Genomic DNA, 15,860 nt, shown 5'->3' with positions numbered 1-15,860 from the left:
TTTTATATATCTATTTATTTTTGTAATTTTTTTGCCAGTTTGTTTCCTAAATAGCCACCGATGACCATCACAACAAGGAATACCCAACCGGATAATGAGAAGTTTGCAATCGGTGTATACAATGCACCAACATTACATCCATTTGCTAAACGTGTACCAACACCCATGGTAATACCACCCATTGCGTAAAGTAATCCATCTTTAACAGTAATGTGAAGTTCAGACATAAAGGTTGTTTTGAATTTACCAGCTGTCAGTAAGTAAACCGCTGTCCCAACAAGAATCCCCATATTTTGAACTGTAACTGGGTTTGCAAGGAATGGTTTTGAGAAAACAGCTGGATCCATCTTAGTAAAGGCACCCAATGACTCTGCAGAAGCTCCAAAGAGTGTTAAGAATTTTCCAAACCAAAATCCGTAAGGTGTAGATGCACCCCAACCTGCTTTGGTAACCCCCATTAAGAGTGTAAAGAGAATTGCAATAATTACTGCACCTTGTTTTAAAGACCAAGTCTTAACAAAGAGACGTTCATAAGTGCTTTCTGTAGGGAAAGCGTAATCTTTTTCAACTTCAAATGCTTTCATACTGTCTTGGCCCTTTTCAACAAAATGACCTGTGTATGTTCCTTCTTTTTTACGTTTTGCTTCGTATTTATTGGCAAGAACGACTACTAAACCGCAAAGCAATGCAGTAAGTACTAATGCACCGAGGTATCCACCCAGTCCATCCCATTTAAAGAGGTCTGGCAAGAATACTCCACCTGCTGTTTGAGAACCGACTTCAGATACAAACCATGAGTTCGCAACCCATGCTTGTTTTTGAAGTGGGAAACCAATAAAAACACCAAAGCTAAAGAAAATTAAAGTAATTAAAGCACGTGGCAAACTTGTAATCAAATCTGTTAGAACTCCTGAAGCACAGCAAGATGAAAATGCCATACCAAATCCAAAGAGTACACCACCAACAAGCAACCCACCATTAATTGGGTTAACCCATAAATCCATTTGTGATGGATCTTGGAAAATCATAAATGATGCGGATAAAACTGTAGTAATAAAGAACATAAACATTAATGTCTTCATTAATTTTGTTGATCCTGTATTTGCGGCACGGTTTACACTTCCTGCAAAACCGGTTGCGGCACGTGTTAAGGTATATCCTAATGCGATACCTATCACGAGTCTGAATAAATGCATATCAGACGCTAAAAAATTCTTTCCTAAGATAAATACTGCGAGTAGCAATACAAATCCAATAATATTTTCTGTCTTCTTCATGTTCTCCTCCTATGAATGACAAAACGGCAAGGATTCCTTAGAACAAACATTTCAATGAATATCCGATCCCCGAATCTTATGTATGGATAATCATCAAAAGTTTAAGGCTTATCATTGCCTTGCCCATAAATCGTATCACTTACACATGACAATTCAACCATTTCACCCTCGAGTTTTTAAAAGTTCTGTCATAATTTGCTCTTATACCTCATTTTTTGTTTTGAAAGCGTTACGTTTTGATTTCATTTGTGAAATTATTAACTTGTATCACAAAATTCAGCCCTATAACACGGATACGTCATAAGTATTGCTTATAACATTAACCTATCGTGCAATAATGATTTGTTATGCCCTAAATCATAAAAAAAAGCCGTCTTAACGGCTTTGGATGCGTCGATTCAGTTCTTTCAGTTCTGTCTCGCTCAGATAACGCCACATTCCAGATTTTAAATCGCCCAATTCAATATTCATAATTCGAATACGGTTTAATGTTGTTACTTTGTATCCCAGGGCTTTCGTCATACGACGTATTTGTCGGTTTAACCCTTGATTTAAGATTATACTGAATGTTTTCGGTGCAAGTTGTTTCACAACAGATGGATTGGTTACTTGCATACGGTGTGTTTGTTGATTGTAGATTTCGACACCCGCTGCCATTTTGTTTATAAATGTTTCATCAATCGATTTGTTTACAGAGACAATATACTCTTTATCATGACCGTACTCAGCACGTAATATTTTATTAACGATGTCTCCATCATTTGTAAGTAGGATAAGTCCACTTGAATCTTTATCTAAACGTCCAATTGGGAAAATTAGTTTTGGATAATTCATAAATGTCGCAATATTTCCTTCAATCTCGAGATCTGTAGTACATGTAATGCCACGTGGTTTGTTTAAAGCAATGTATACACGTTCTTCATCCTTATATATAGCGTTCCCTTCCACTGTTACGTGTTGACCACGCAATACTTGTTGACCAACTTCCGCAACCTGGCCTTCAATCGTTACGAGCCCTTGTTGGATATAACGATCCGCTTGACGCCGCGAGCAGTAACCGGAGTCACTGATATATTTGTTGAGGCGCACCGATTCACGAGTTTCATGTTGAATTGGGTTACGATCTTGGATTGTATTTGATTTTTGTTGGATTGCTTGTTTCATATTTACCTCAATTGATTTTCTCTTAGTTTGATATTGATACTCTACTATTCTACCATTTACAGTATAATATATCTTAAGGAGATATTCTATGAAAACCATACGTCGCATTCCTACTGAGTTGACCATCCCGATTCGTCATCAAGCACTCTATCCAAATCGTGAACTTGCTTTAGCCCATACGGAAGATGATGCACATGCCAAACATTACGGTCTTTTTTTAGAAACAACGTGCATTGCTGTGATTACCAAAGTCAATCACCCTCATGCTATACAATTACGAAAATTTGCCACCCTTCCAGAGTTTCAAAATCAAGGATATGGCAGCATGCTTTTAAATCATGTGCTATCATTATGTACAGGACGTGTTATTCTAAATGCACGGATTGAAAAAAGCATTTTTTATGGTCGCTTTGGTTTTAAGCAAACCGGACATACATTGAGCCGCAATAACATCGATTATTGTGAGATGGAGGTACTTTTATGACAAACCCTTACCCTTATACGCTTGATAATAAGCGTTATCAGACTTACAACTATTTTACACAAAAAACATACGGACAAAAAGCATTTAAAGTTGGGATTGATGCTGGATTTACATGCCCAAACCGAGACGGAACGTGTGGAAGTGGTGGATGTAACTTTTGTAGTGCCCGCGGTTCCGGAGATATGATTCTTAAAAATCCGGATTTAGAAATGCAAATCAAACACAGTGAGGAAATTATGCTTCATAAATGGCCCCATGCGGCCAAAATTGCTTATTTTCAAGCTTATTCGAATACGCATGATTCATTAGAAAACCTAAAAAAACTTTACGATCCTTTCTTTGAAGACGATCGTTTTGTCGGCATTGATATCGCAACACGAAGTGATTGTTTAGACGATGCTAAAATCGCCTATTTTGAAGCCATGAGTCATAAGAAAGATTTAACGATTGAGATTGGCTTACAAACCATTCATCCTGAAACATCAGCATGGATGAATCGTGGACACGATTTAGAATCTGTAACGACCTGCATCCAAAAATTAAAAGCAGCCGGCATAAGAACGTGTGTTCATATCATTAATGGCTTTCCTGAAGAAACCCCGGAAATGATGCTAGAAACTGCAGACTATTTGGCTGCAATGCACCCTGAAATGGTTAAAATTCACATGTTGCATATTATTAAGGGAACCAAACTTGGTGCACAATACCTCGCACAACCCTTTCCCTTACTGTCACGTGATGAATACGTTTCGATTGTTGTACAACAAATCGAACGGCTACCGGAAGATATTGTCATCGCACGCCTTACCGGCGATGGCATGGCCGATGACTTATTGGCCCCCCTATGGACCAAACGTAAAATCGTGGTCACAAATGAAATTGACAAACTGATGGTCAAACAAAATACCTGGCAAGGGAAAGCATATAAGAAGCGCTAAGCTTCTTTTTTTTGGTAATAATTTTCGAAAAACACCCGTGTTTAATGGAAAAATTAGGGGTTTTAAGAAAGTCATTTTCATCATTATGAAATTTTGTAAATTGTTTTGGACATGCTTCTCAAAGATGCTATAATGTCGATGAATGAAGCGCTTACATTTAAATCATCCATGCTTTACTTATACGAGAGGGGACTTTAAATTGAAAACAATAAGTAAATTTTTTGTTATGCTTCTAGCACTTATTATGGGCATAAGTCTGTGTCCAAATTCTGTTTATGCAATGAATGATCTAAATATGAATGATTTTTATCTTAGTGGTGAAGGCACAGATCTTTCCGCTTCCTTGTCCAGCTTAAAAGATTTCAATCAAGGTTCGTTGACACTAAGATTTCGATCCGAGTCATTATCTAATGAACTTGTCTCGCTGTTCTCTGTGTCCAATGCATCACTAGAAAACAATTATTTTGCACTCTACTATCAAAACAGTACCGGAAAAATTGGAATTGAATTCCGTGATGAATCTGGAGCACATATCATCAATACTTTCGGTACGTCTACCAAACTGGCCAACACGCACTGGCACACAGTTACTGTTCTGAATCATGGCCATCGTGTTGAAATCTTCGCAGATGGAGAACACATCGCAACACAAGAAAGTATCGATTTTTCTAAAATCCAAACCATACCGTGGAATCGCATGAAGTTGGGGAGTGTTGCCCGTTCAAAAGGTGAGAATCTGTGGCCATTTACAGGTAAGATTGCATCCTTTTCCCTATCATCCCATGTTGATACCCTGGAAGAAATTAAAACAAAACACGCCGATACGGCGTCATCGGTAGAGACAACGGCTTCAGAGGCGATTGAACTGTATGCACCCGGACAAGATGGCAGTAAGAATTATCGCATTCCTAGTTTACTTACAACACAAAATGGAACCGTATTAGCCGCAATTGACAAACGGAATACACATCAAGCCGATTGGGGTAATATTGATATTGCATTGCGTCGCAGTTTTGACAGCGGTAAAACATGGTCTGATAGTGAGGTTATCATTGACTTAAAATCCGATGACTTGGTTTCACAAGAAAATGTGAATACTAATTATCAAAATGCTGCCTTTTTAATTGATGCTGCAATGACGCAAGATAAACGCAACGGTCGTATTTATCTTTTAGTTGATATGTTCCCTGAATCACGTGGATTCTTCAGTGTACAAAATGAGGATCAGGACTTTGGACAACCATACGTAACCAAAACTGACGGAACGTTTATTGTACTCAAAAACGCGCAAGGCGATGCTTATTACGCTAAACCCGATGGGTCGGTCTATACCTATGATACCGATTATAAAACCGACTACCGGGTTGTGCTTAAATCTGAAGCTGGGATGCCTTTTAGCGACTTAGGCGATCTTTATGAAAATGAAACCTATGTCGGCAATATTTATCTTAAAAAAAGCCCTTTACGGATTCGCCAAACAGCCTACCTATGGCTCACACATTCAGATGATGAAGGGGCAACGTGGTCTTCTCCTCATGATATTACGCCGCAAGTTAAAGCAGATTGGATGCAATTTATTGGGACGGGTCCAGGTGTTGGTCTACAACTTGAAAATGGCGATCTTGCATTCCCTATTTATCATACCAATCGGCACGGAGGTAACTCTCAATCAACATCGATGATTAAAAGCGCTGATGGTATTACGTGGCATAAAACGGAATCCCTCAATGACAACCGTAACTTCAATGGCCAAGTATTGCATTCTAAAACACTCAACAACAGTGGTGCCTTGGTGACGGAATCACAAGTCATTCAATTAAATAACGGCACTTTAAAACAATTCGCACGAAACGTATCCGGTAAAGTACTTGTCGGAACATCCTATGACAATGGGGAGACATGGGAAAATGATTTAGAAACGTTGCCGATTACGGATGTTTATTCACAAATGTCTGCATTGCATTATAATCACGACGGCAAAGAATATGTCTTACTTGCGAATCCCAATGGACCAAAACGCACCAATGGGGCCGTAAAGCTCCTTCAAATCTTGGATGATGAATCCATGGTTCTCTTATCCAATACGCATATGCAAAGTGGTAATTATGAATATAATGTCGTTCAACCCTTACCTGACGGTCATTTTGGTCTCATGTATGAGCACAAGAAACCAGAGAATGGCGATAATATGTCGATGATGTTTAAACGCTTCTCCTTTGAAGACCTTGGTGTAAAAGATACATCTAACTTACATCTTGAAAGCCATGATGACTTTATTGAACTTCATGCAGAACAATCACTCATTTACAGTTCAAACTTGATTCTAACGTACAACGATGGAAAAGCAGCTCAACCCATACGGATTGATACACATACCCTTCGTTTCGATATCGTCGAACCCTTGACACACCTTTCAGGATTTACCCAAGGATACCTCGAAACCAGCGAAGGAAAAAACCTTAATATTGCGAATAAAGAAGGTCTTAATGAGGCAGTTGATAAACTGCGTTCGCTTGATTTTAAAAACTTAGCACCTAGTGTTAAAGCAGAGGCAGATCAACTGATTACCAAGGCGGAGCTCTTGAATGACAATCCATTTACCCTCGGTGATTTTGTACATCAAATTCAGTCACTAATTGCTAACATTGATCCGACTTATATTCCGTTATCACTTTTTGATGTTACGGCCTCAAGTCAGGAAACAGAAAACGGAAATACGCAAGTAGAAGGACCCATCGCCTTAGCATTCGATGGTGATCCTACCACTTTCTGGCACTCAAAATGGGGTGATAAAAATCCTCCCTTTGATGTTACCATTTCGTTTCACAACGATATGATTTTAAACACATTAACATATTTACCGCGACAAGATGGTACGGTAAATGGTGTTGTTACCGCCTACCAAATTCTAGGTAAACTGGGTTCAAAACCACTTCATGTCATACAAGAAGGCACATTGGCATCTACACTTACAAAAAAAACAATATCATTTGAGGATGCTCATGTGGATACCTTAGTTTTTAGGGTTGTGAGTGGTCTTGAAAATTACGGAAACGCATCAGAAATCACATTACACGGTGCCATCTATCAAGCACCCTTACAAATAGAAGACCTGAAAGACCTTCTCAGTCAAATTGACAGCCTTAACCAACATTTGTATACCGAAGCAAGTTTTAGTGTGCTTCGTGAAGCGCATGCTAAGGCTACGGATGTACTTGAAGCATCCAGCACAACACAAACAGATATTGATCAAGCAGTGAGAGTCCTCAACGAAGCACTGAAGTCTTTGGCCATCACAACGTATACGCCAGAAACATTGCAGCTAAAAATTCATGAAGTTGAAGCCTCTCTTGAAACTTTAGACCTCGATACATACACTGAAGCAAGTGTACAGGCTGTAACGACAGCACTGGAACAGGCTAAACAACTTTTCATAACCCCATCCTCGAGTTTTAGAAGTTTTAAACCACGCTCAGTACCAACGGAAGAACAAATAAAACAGGCAATCATAAATTTAGAACAAGCGCTTAGTGGGCTTACAAAACGGGTGGTTCCTCCTGTAGAAAAACCTGATGAAACCACCCCCAAAATCCCAATGACACCTATTCTAGATGAATCCATTCAAGCACCATTGATAACGGAGCCAACTCAGGAAACAACCTCTGTTGCCCAAACCCATCGTGTACCAAATCCGGTCACAAATTTAGGAACAACACCATTACCTCCCACAGGTCAATCCACTTCATTATCACTAACACTGGGGTGGACAATGACAGTTTGTGGTTTACTGATATTAAAACGTAAACGCTCGTAGATCGTTTAAAGCACCGATTGATGTCCGTTCAATCGGTGCTTTTATATTGGGACACATTAATGTTGCAGACAAAAACCGCACCTTTTAACGTGTGCGGTTCCTCAAGTTGTAAGAACTATTAATTACAGTAAACGTTCATATTCCGTTTTATTAGCACGATTCACTTTACGTGGACGGCCTTTAATCGGTGTTGTTTTCAGAGCATCTAAAACTAAATCCCCTTTGCCATTTAAAATTTCCACAAAGGTTGAAACGTCGACAATGCTGATTACTCCAATATCTTCAGCGGTCATGCCATCAATCGAGCACAACGCACCAACCACATCAACGGGACGCATTTTCGTTTTCTTGCCAGCATTAATATGAATCTTGGTAATTTCTTGTTTGAAATCATGTGCTTTGTCTTTTTTAATTTTCGGTTGACGATCACGTTTCGCTTCAAACGCACTGCGACGTGCATCAATTAAACTTTGACTGGGTTTCACAACTTTTTGTAGTTCATGATCTGTATCATTTATGATTTGGTTTGTATATTTCATTTCGTAAGGACTTGAGAACGAAACCGCTTTTCCGTATTTATCAACACGTGCCGTACGGCCTACACGATGCGTATAACTTTCCGTATTCTCAGGAATATCAAAATTAACAACCAGCGAAACATCATCAATATCCAAGCCTCGCGCTGCCACATCCGTAGCCACGAGGTAGCGGAACAAGCCATGCTTAAAATCTGCTAGGACCTTTGTGCGGAATCGTTGTTCCATTCCACCATGTAGGGTATCCACCTTACATCCCATGTCTTCCATAAAAGTCGTCACAGATTCGACCTGTTCTTTTGTATTACAAAAGATAATTGAACTGTCTGGATTTTCAGTAATCAATACCGCTTCTAATAATTCCATTTTGTCAGGGTAATCAACGATATAGTATCGTTCATCAATACGATCTTCTACACGACTTTCAGTTTCAATATCAATCCAGTGTGGATTTTTTATATAAAGCGTGCATAAATCTTTAACACGTTCAGGCATCGTAGCTGAAAATAACAGTTTTTGACTCTTCTTAGGGATGCGATTAATAATACTTGTGATTTGCTCAATAAATCCCATATTAAACATTTCATCCGCTTCATCAATGACCAATGTCTCAATATGAGATAAATCAACCGTTCCACGCGCCATATGATCTAACAAACGACCGGGCGTCGCTACAATGATATGCGTCATTTCTTTTAACCGTTGTGCTTGTTTTTCAAACGAACTACGGCCATAGAGCGCTTCAACTTTAAGACGTTTAAATCGACCAAGATTAAAAAGATCTTCTTGAATTTGAATTGCTAATTCACGTGTTGGCGCAAGAACAAGGACTTGCGGCTTACGTTTTTCCCAAACAACTTGATTACAAAGAGGAATTCCAAAAGAAGCTGTTTTCCCACTTCCGGTTTGTGACTGTACAACCACATTTCTGCCATTTAAAACAGCAGGAATGACTTCTTGTTGGACTTCCGTAGGCGCTTCATAGCCTAAATATTGAATTGATTTTAGAATCGACGCGTCGATTCCGTAATTTTTAAATGTATGTTTCACGATATCATCTCTTTTCTATGCATGGTTATTCTTAACCGAATTCACCATACCGAATTGACATGTGTGAAAGTGCCTTTCCATTATACACTATCTTGGGGCATAAAGGATACGAAGCAATCTAAAACGATGCGGTTATCCGCATCGTTTTAGATTATATATTGTTGATAACGTTTTTGATCCGACTCACGAATGACTGCGCGAAATTGTGCACCTGTCTCCGTATAGGTTAAGCCAATGATTTCATAATTTGAAGCAAGTACATCAAGCACACCTAAATCTTCGAACGGAATTGCGAACGAAACTTTCTTAAAATCTGCTTCCAATTCCACTTCGATGGCATCCACCAAACGATCGATATCCTTAGGATCATGGGCACTTATATACATTCGATTTCCAAATTCATTTTGATATGAAGTGATTTCATTATCTATAGCACAATCCATCTTATTGAAAACGGTAATGATTTTACGGTCTAAAACCTCTAAATCTCGCAGCATTTCATACGTTGTATCCATTTGAATGTTTAAATCAGGATTGGAAGCATCCACTACGTGAATAATTAAATCCGAATATTTTATTTCTTCAAGTGTTCCTTTAAAGGCTTCCACTAAAGTATGAGGTAGTTTTGATACAAATCCTACCGTATCCGTAAGAATTACATTCAACCCATTATTAAGTCGGGCCTTGCGCAAAGATGGCTCCAGTGTCGCAAATAGCATATCTTTAACAAAAACATGTTTTTCTTCTGACAGTGGATCTCCGTTTTTTAAGATGGCATTCATCAACGTTGATTTCCCAGCATTGGTATAACCAACAAAGGAAATAATCGGTAACGTTGAGTTTAACCGTTTATTTCGTGTAATCTCACGGTTTTCTTCTGTTTTTAATAACGCATTTTGAACATGCATAATTTCACGTTGGATATAACGTCGATCCAGTTCAAGTTTTTGTTCACCCGGACCCCTTGTCCCGATTCCACCACCGGTACGTGATAAATAATCACTATAACCAACAAGTCGTGGTAATCGATACTTCAATTGCGCTAGTTTTACTTGAAGTTTACCTTCGGCAGTTGTTGCGCGCAGCGCAAAAATATCTAAGATAAGATTGGTGCGATCAACAATCTTACAACCAATCATGCTCTCCAGATTACGAATTTGCGATCCGCTTAATTCATCATTAAAAACAACCGTATCTGCATCATACGTTGCGACTGCCTGCATCACTTCTTCGATTTTCCCTAGGCCAATATACGTTGCACTTTCGGGTCGCTCACGGTTTTGGGTAATCTGATACACAACGGTTCCTTCCGCTGCTTCTACTAAGTCTGCGAGTTCAATCATGGATGATTCAAGGTTAAAATCTTTCTTCCCAAAATCTACTCCAACCAAAACAATACGTTCTTTTTCTTCTTTTGTATTTAACATGGTATTCCTCGACCTTCTACTATCAATATAACAAGTTTTATGAAAAAGATACACACTTAAGCGTGTGTATCTTTTTTATTGAGTGCTTTTCGTCTCATTTAAATGTTCTTTGAGCGTACGTTTATACGTCATAAACGCATCAGAAAGCATAAAGTTGTCATCGCGTGGCTTCGGTGCATCAATTGTTAATTCATAGGTAATTTTTCCAGGTTTCCCACTTAAGATATAGATGCGATCGGATAATAAAATTGCTTCATCGATATCATGCGTAATAAAGAACGTTGAAAGTTTTAATTGACTCATAATTTCCAAATACCACGTTTGCATTTGATGCTTCGTAATTGTATCCAAAGCACTAAAAGGCTCATCCAATAAAGCAACGTCATCTGAAAAGAGAAACGTTCTCAGAAAGGCAACCCGCTGGCGCATCCCACCCGATAATTGGGAAGGATAAAGCATCTCTGTCCCCTCAAGTCCAAAGGTTGAGAAATATGCACGTGCTTCATGACGACTTTTCGCCTTATCCATCCCACGAATTCGCAATGGTAATGCGGCATTATCCACAACGGTTTTATAGGGTAAGAGCAAATCTTTTTGAAGCATATACGAAACGTGTCCGGCACTCCCAGTAATGTTATTACCATGTAACGAGACCAACCCTTTATCCGGTTTTACAAGACCCGCTATCACATTAAAAAGCGTTGTTTTTCCGACCCCACTCTCACCGAGAATACAAACAACTTCTCCTTGGTGTAATGCAATCGAAATATCCGCTAAAACGTTTTTAGTCCCATAACTCATCGAAATGGACTCCAGTTTAAGAACTGGATCGTTAATTGAGATAGTCATTTGTAAAACCTACATCTTCACCAATGGGCATCGCAATTAATTCATGCTCATACAGCCACGTATAGAACTTATTCCAACGCACGCTATCAATCCTGCCCCATTGTGCCACCTCAGCTTTATATTCATGTGCTAAGTATTGTTGGCTTGCTTTCATTAACTCTAAATCCAATTCCGGCACATTACGTACAAGAATTTCGGCTGCTTCATCGGGCTTATCAATGGCATATTCATACCCTTCTTGAATTGCTTTAAGTACGCTTCGCGCTTCATCCCCATGTGTTTCTAAATAATCATTATTTGCGATCAAAACTGGACTATAATAATCCAATTCACTACCGTAATCGGCAAAGTTTAAAAAATTGGTTTCCAATCCGGCTTGTTCAATTGCAATTCCGTCCCAACCCTTAAAAATCCATACTGCATCAAGGTTTGTTTGCAATGCAGATACCACATCCGTCACGGTATTGGGAACCATGTTAATTGCATCATAATCGCCACCGTCATCCGTCACAATTTTATGAATGATCGCTTGTTCAATTGGGGAATCCCACGTTGCATAGGTATGTCCCGCCAGTTTACGTGGGGCATCAATCCCTTTTTCTTTCAGTGATACAATCCCTGACGTATTGTGTTGAATTAAGGCTGCAACTGCTGTAACGGGCAGAGGGTGATCACTTGCAAGGGCTGGCGCCATCGTGTCTTGGAAACTAACACCAAACTCCGCACCACCCGCTCCAATTAAGGCCGTTGTCGACCCTTCTGGCGGTTGCACAATCTCAACTTCAAGGCCTTGTGCCTTGAAAAAACCTTTTTCTTGGGCAACATATAAACCAGTATGATTGGTATTGGGGGTCCAGTCTAAAACAATGCGTATCGGTTTGGATGTCTTCGATCCACACCCCGTTAAAATCAACCCGAACACCAACATTCCCATAATATTTTTCTTCATTAATTGTTTGCTCCATCTCTTTGTGTCGTTTCCGCATAAAGCCATGGTTGGGTGCGTTTCTGTAACCACGAAACCAATCCCATTAAAACCAGACTTAAAAAAGAAATAAAGAAAATTACGGCAAACATCTTATCAAATGAATACGACTTACGAACTCGGGTCATATAAACCCCTAATCCACTGTAACCACCTAACCACTCGGCAATCACGGCACCTATTAGAGAATAAGAAACCGAAATTTTCAAGCTGGAAAAAAAGTAGGGTAAGGCATGTGGAAATTTAATATGTCGAAAGGTTTGATACGTATTTGCGCCCATGGATTTCATTAAGTTCAATGCATCCCGATCACAGGATTGAAATCCATTCATACACCCCATTGTAATGGGGAAAAACGACGTTAAGATAATCAACGTAATTTTGGGTAATAAGCCATAACCCATCCATAACACCAAAAGAGGTGCTAAAGCGACGGTCGGAACTGTTTGCGTTAAAATAATGAGCGGATAGAACATTTTATGGAACCAGGGTACATGATCCATAATCACCGCAAAAATAAAACCCAACAAAATTCCAAATGTTAATCCTAAAAAAGCTTCTAAGAGTGTTGTTTTCGCATGATACATGAGTAAACTAAAATCATTAATAAAGGCATTGACGACATCACTGGGAGCCGGCAACATAAAACGTGGAATAATTCCCAGTGACGAGAGTCCTTGCCATAGAATCAGCAATCCCAAGATTGCGGATACCGACAACAATTTATTTTTGATGTTTGGTAATTTTTTCATCGATTGTTAAGATATGCGCTGTCGGTGCATATGAAATCTTTACATAGGCAGAAACCTTGTCTGCTCCTGCCTTCACAGCAATCAACTGACATTGTTTCACAACGTCCATCAGTTCATCATAATCCCCTTCAATTGATGTTTCAAACGGACCGACAACATAATTTAATCCTGTTTGTTTAATATAAGCGATAACTTCATCAACAATACGAATTGTCTCTTCGTTTGATGTAGTTTTGGGTAAAACTTGAATTGCGACACTTGCGTTCATAAGAACCTCCTTATAATATAAAAAACCTCTTCTCGTACGAAAAGAGGTATACACGTTTACTCAAAAAAAGTATGCGATTGATACATCCCTCCGCCAGTATTACCTGGATCAGGTATTAAGCATTATGCTTAGAGTTTAAAACGTAACCGTTTAGTCTCAGCCCGAAATACGAGCACCCCTTGTATGAATTCAATTTTCTTAGTCTCCATCAGAAACTAACCCCATTATACTAAACCTCCTCATATATGCAATCAAAAGGCAAAAAAAATATAACCTGGCACTGGTTATATTTTCACAAGCAATTACGATTATGTATAAAGCACTCACGAGTGATAGGTATCACGAGCAAGAAACAGTAACAATGGCGCTATGAATGCAAGAACGCTTGTTAACCCGAATAACAGCGAATCATATGCCGTTAATGTTATTACTTTATAAACATTGTTGTAATATAAGAAAGCTGCAAATACATTTAATACAGCGTTAAGATAGAGAAGTTTTTCATCTCTTACCTCATGCTTTAAATTAAATATTTGTGTTCCTGCAAATACGATAATCACAAGAAATGTCACTACACCACTTAGGGTTAGGAGTAAGTCTGGTTGAATCACGGTTCTCGTTAGAACAATGAGCGTAAATGCAATAAACACAGCATAATAGTTCTTCATAAAAATCCCCCTAACTACATGCTTGTTTGGCTCTCTACACAAATTATACACAATTATCACATAGATAGCAAGCGCTTACACTAAGGAGCCTTTAATCCTGTTTATTTTGTATAATTAAGGTTACATGGCACGGCTCAGCACCCGCCTTGCAAACAAGTATTCAATCTAAAAGAAGTTATAGTAAAAAGAAAAAGCAGAACCCTATACGCGGTTTCTGCTTTTCATAGACCTGCTCAAGTTATTGCGCCTCGCAAGCAAAGTTATTACTTCTTAATTCATTCAATACTTTTTCAACTGTTGCCCCATCTTGATATGGAGACATAAGAAGCATGGCACTGCGATCAAGGTTTCCTTCACTTAAAATCATATTTGTATAACCATAATTATCGGCGAATCGCGCAACATCATTACCACGCACACGATCAAAACTATAAATAAACATCAAACTCCCATTGGAATAAGGATGTTTCTCAAAGTGATCCACTGCATTCACATTATTTTGCGGTTCTGCTGTGTAACACGCATATTCTAATTTGAAATTCGTATAGGTGTCTGGGTGTTTGGCATAATCAGCTTTAATTTTTGTTAATGCTTGATTTTGGAGCTCTTTGTATTCTTTTACATCATCCATCGAGGCGTAGATATTACTCAAGCCTTCAACTGTCACCGTTGTTTGCTCTTCGGCAATCTTAACTTTATTTTGATTCATTGCCGCCATAGCATCTTTATTAAAACTTGCCTTAACCGTAAGCTCATCACCATTCATTAAATTTTTATCTTTAGAGAAAGTTAGGGTCGTTCCTTCTACTATGGTTTGGAGATAATCTGCTTCCACATCCATTGCGGATTCATATGAAACCGTTCCATCACCATCAACACCGGCAAAGCTAATACTGAATTGATCAAAAATACTAAAGCTTTCAGAATCATATAAACCCTTCACAACGATTTCTTTCTCTAATGTATCGAAGCGATACTTTTTAGTTTTTAAAAGTTGATCGGTTTCGTCAGATTTTTCTGCAACAAGTTTTACTTTGTCACCATTCGATAACCCTTCATCCGGTTCGAGTGTATACGTTAAGGTTTCTAAAATTTCCTTCTCGTCTTTTTGTTTTACAGTTTCCAAATCAACTTCAAATGCAGCCGTCCCTTTAGTATCTACCCCCTCAAAAGTAACCTCTATATGTTTAAAGGCATTTAGGGGCTGTCCACTAAATTTCAGTTTCCACACAGCGAATCCGCCCACACAAAGCAGTACCAAGATGACTAAGGCGATGATGCCCTTTCGCTTGTTCTTTGACTTCTTATGCTTCGTCTTTCCGTGCTTGTCCGAACGTTTTTGCGTATGCTTTACTTTTTCTTTTTTAATGATCGTTTCTTCGATTACATCGGTTTCAGGTTCATCGTCTTCAATGACATATACCGTTTCCGCTTCAGCTTCAATCATGTCATCAGGCATTTGATCCAACTCATCTAAAATATCATCTAAGTCTTCAACGGATTCTTGGATTGCATCATTTTGATTTCCTTCATTTTTAGCTTCTTCAAGCGCCTCAAGGCGTTTCGCTTCAGCTTCTAGCTCTGCTGCTTTAGCATCGACCTCATCAAGAATATCATCTAATTTGTTTTTATCATCCATATTCATACC

The 15,860-nt window shown here is 38.8% G+C and carries 13 protein-coding genes and 1 riboswitch; of the genes, 3 read left to right on the top strand and 10 right to left on the bottom strand.

Features of this window, described 5'->3' with window-relative positions; translation table 11 throughout:
• Positions 1-14: 14 nt before the first annotated feature.
• Entirely contained in the window at positions 15-1,277 is a 1,263-nt protein-coding gene (locus B096_RS0107075) for a YeeE/YedE family protein (protein WP_018580050.1), read from the bottom strand.
• 375 nt (positions 1,278-1,652) lie between these two features.
• The gene (locus B096_RS0107070; protein ID WP_018580049.1) at positions 1,653-2,441 is read right to left on the bottom strand and encodes a pseudouridine synthase; all 789 of its coding nucleotides are present in this window, start codon (positions 2,439-2,441) and stop codon (positions 1,653-1,655) included.
• Positions 2,442-2,529: 88 nt separating this feature from the next.
• On the opposite strand from B096_RS0107070, the gene B096_RS0107065 reads away from it, so the two are divergent.
• The 3 genes from B096_RS0107065 to B096_RS0107055 all read left to right on the top strand — a co-directional run bounded on the left by B096_RS0107065 (position 2,530) and on the right by B096_RS0107055 (position 7,677).
• The gene (locus tag B096_RS0107065; RefSeq protein ID WP_018580048.1) at positions 2,530-2,925 is read left to right on the top strand and encodes a GNAT family N-acetyltransferase; all 396 of its coding nucleotides are present in this window, start codon (positions 2,530-2,532) and stop codon (positions 2,923-2,925) included.
• The gene (gene mnmL, locus B096_RS0107060) at positions 2,922-3,863 is read left to right on the top strand and encodes a tRNA modification radical SAM protein MnmL/YtqA (protein WP_018580047.1); all 942 of its coding nucleotides are present in this window, start codon (positions 2,922-2,924) and stop codon (positions 3,861-3,863) included. Before B096_RS0107065 ends, mnmL begins: the two co-directional genes overlap by 4 nt.
• A 199-nt stretch (positions 3,864-4,062) precedes the next feature.
• Positions 4,063-7,677 (top strand): exo-alpha-sialidase, encoded by a 3,615-nt coding sequence (locus B096_RS0107055; protein ID WP_018580046.1) that lies wholly within the window; start codon positions 4,063-4,065, stop codon positions 7,675-7,677.
• A 122-nt stretch (positions 7,678-7,799) separates the two neighbouring features.
• Here B096_RS0107055 and B096_RS0107050 read toward each other — a convergent pair whose 3' ends face one another.
• The 8 genes from B096_RS0107050 to B096_RS0107015 all read right to left on the bottom strand — a co-directional run bounded on the left by B096_RS0107050 (position 7,800) and on the right by B096_RS0107015 (position 15,851).
• Entirely contained in the window at positions 7,800-9,263 is a 1,464-nt protein-coding gene (locus B096_RS0107050) for a DEAD/DEAH box helicase (RefSeq protein WP_018580045.1), read from the bottom strand.
• A 146-nt stretch (positions 9,264-9,409) separates the two neighbouring features.
• On the bottom strand, positions 9,410-10,690 hold the full coding sequence (hflX, locus tag B096_RS0107045) for a GTPase HflX (RefSeq protein WP_018580044.1): 1,281 nt from the start codon (positions 10,688-10,690) through the stop codon (positions 9,410-9,412).
• Positions 10,691-10,765: 75 nt separating this feature from the next.
• Positions 10,766-11,539 carry an ABC transporter ATP-binding protein gene (locus tag B096_RS0107040; RefSeq protein ID WP_026254148.1) on the bottom strand — a complete coding sequence of 258 codons (774 nt, stop codon included), beginning with the start codon at positions 11,537-11,539 and terminating at the stop codon, positions 10,766-10,768.
• Entirely contained in the window at positions 11,523-12,488 is a 966-nt protein-coding gene (locus B096_RS0107035) for an ABC transporter substrate-binding protein (protein ID WP_018580042.1), read from the bottom strand. The genes B096_RS0107040 and B096_RS0107035 overlap by 17 nt, the downstream gene beginning before the upstream one ends.
• Positions 12,488-13,276, bottom strand: coding sequence for an ABC transporter permease (locus B096_RS0107030; protein WP_018580041.1), 789 nt, complete (start codon positions 13,274-13,276; stop codon positions 12,488-12,490). Before B096_RS0107030 ends, B096_RS0107035 begins: the two co-directional genes overlap by 1 nt.
• Positions 13,248-13,544 (bottom strand): thiamine-binding protein, encoded by a 297-nt coding sequence (locus B096_RS0107025; RefSeq protein ID WP_018580040.1) that lies wholly within the window; start codon positions 13,542-13,544, stop codon positions 13,248-13,250. Before B096_RS0107025 ends, B096_RS0107030 begins: the two co-directional genes overlap by 29 nt.
• Before the next feature lie 68 nt (positions 13,545-13,612).
• Positions 13,613-13,734: riboswitch (TPP riboswitch) on the bottom strand.
• A 133-nt stretch (positions 13,735-13,867) separates the two neighbouring features.
• Complete coding sequence (locus B096_RS0107020; protein ID WP_018580039.1) at positions 13,868-14,212, bottom strand: hypothetical protein; 345 nt, start codon at positions 14,210-14,212, stop codon at positions 13,868-13,870.
• A 238-nt stretch (positions 14,213-14,450) separates the two neighbouring features.
• Positions 14,451-15,851, bottom strand: a complete 1,401-nt coding sequence (locus B096_RS0107015; RefSeq protein ID WP_018580038.1) for a hypothetical protein — start codon at positions 15,849-15,851, stop codon at positions 14,451-14,453.
• Positions 15,852-15,860: the final 9 nt, after the last annotated feature.

This window comes from Erysipelothrix tonsillarum DSM 14972 (assembly GCF_000373785.1).
Classification (GTDB): domain Bacteria; phylum Bacillota_I; class Bacilli_A; order Erysipelotrichales; family Erysipelotrichaceae; genus Erysipelothrix; species Erysipelothrix tonsillarum.
Note: the sequence above shows the minus strand (reverse complement) of the source record. Positions and strands in the feature narration are given on the sequence as shown.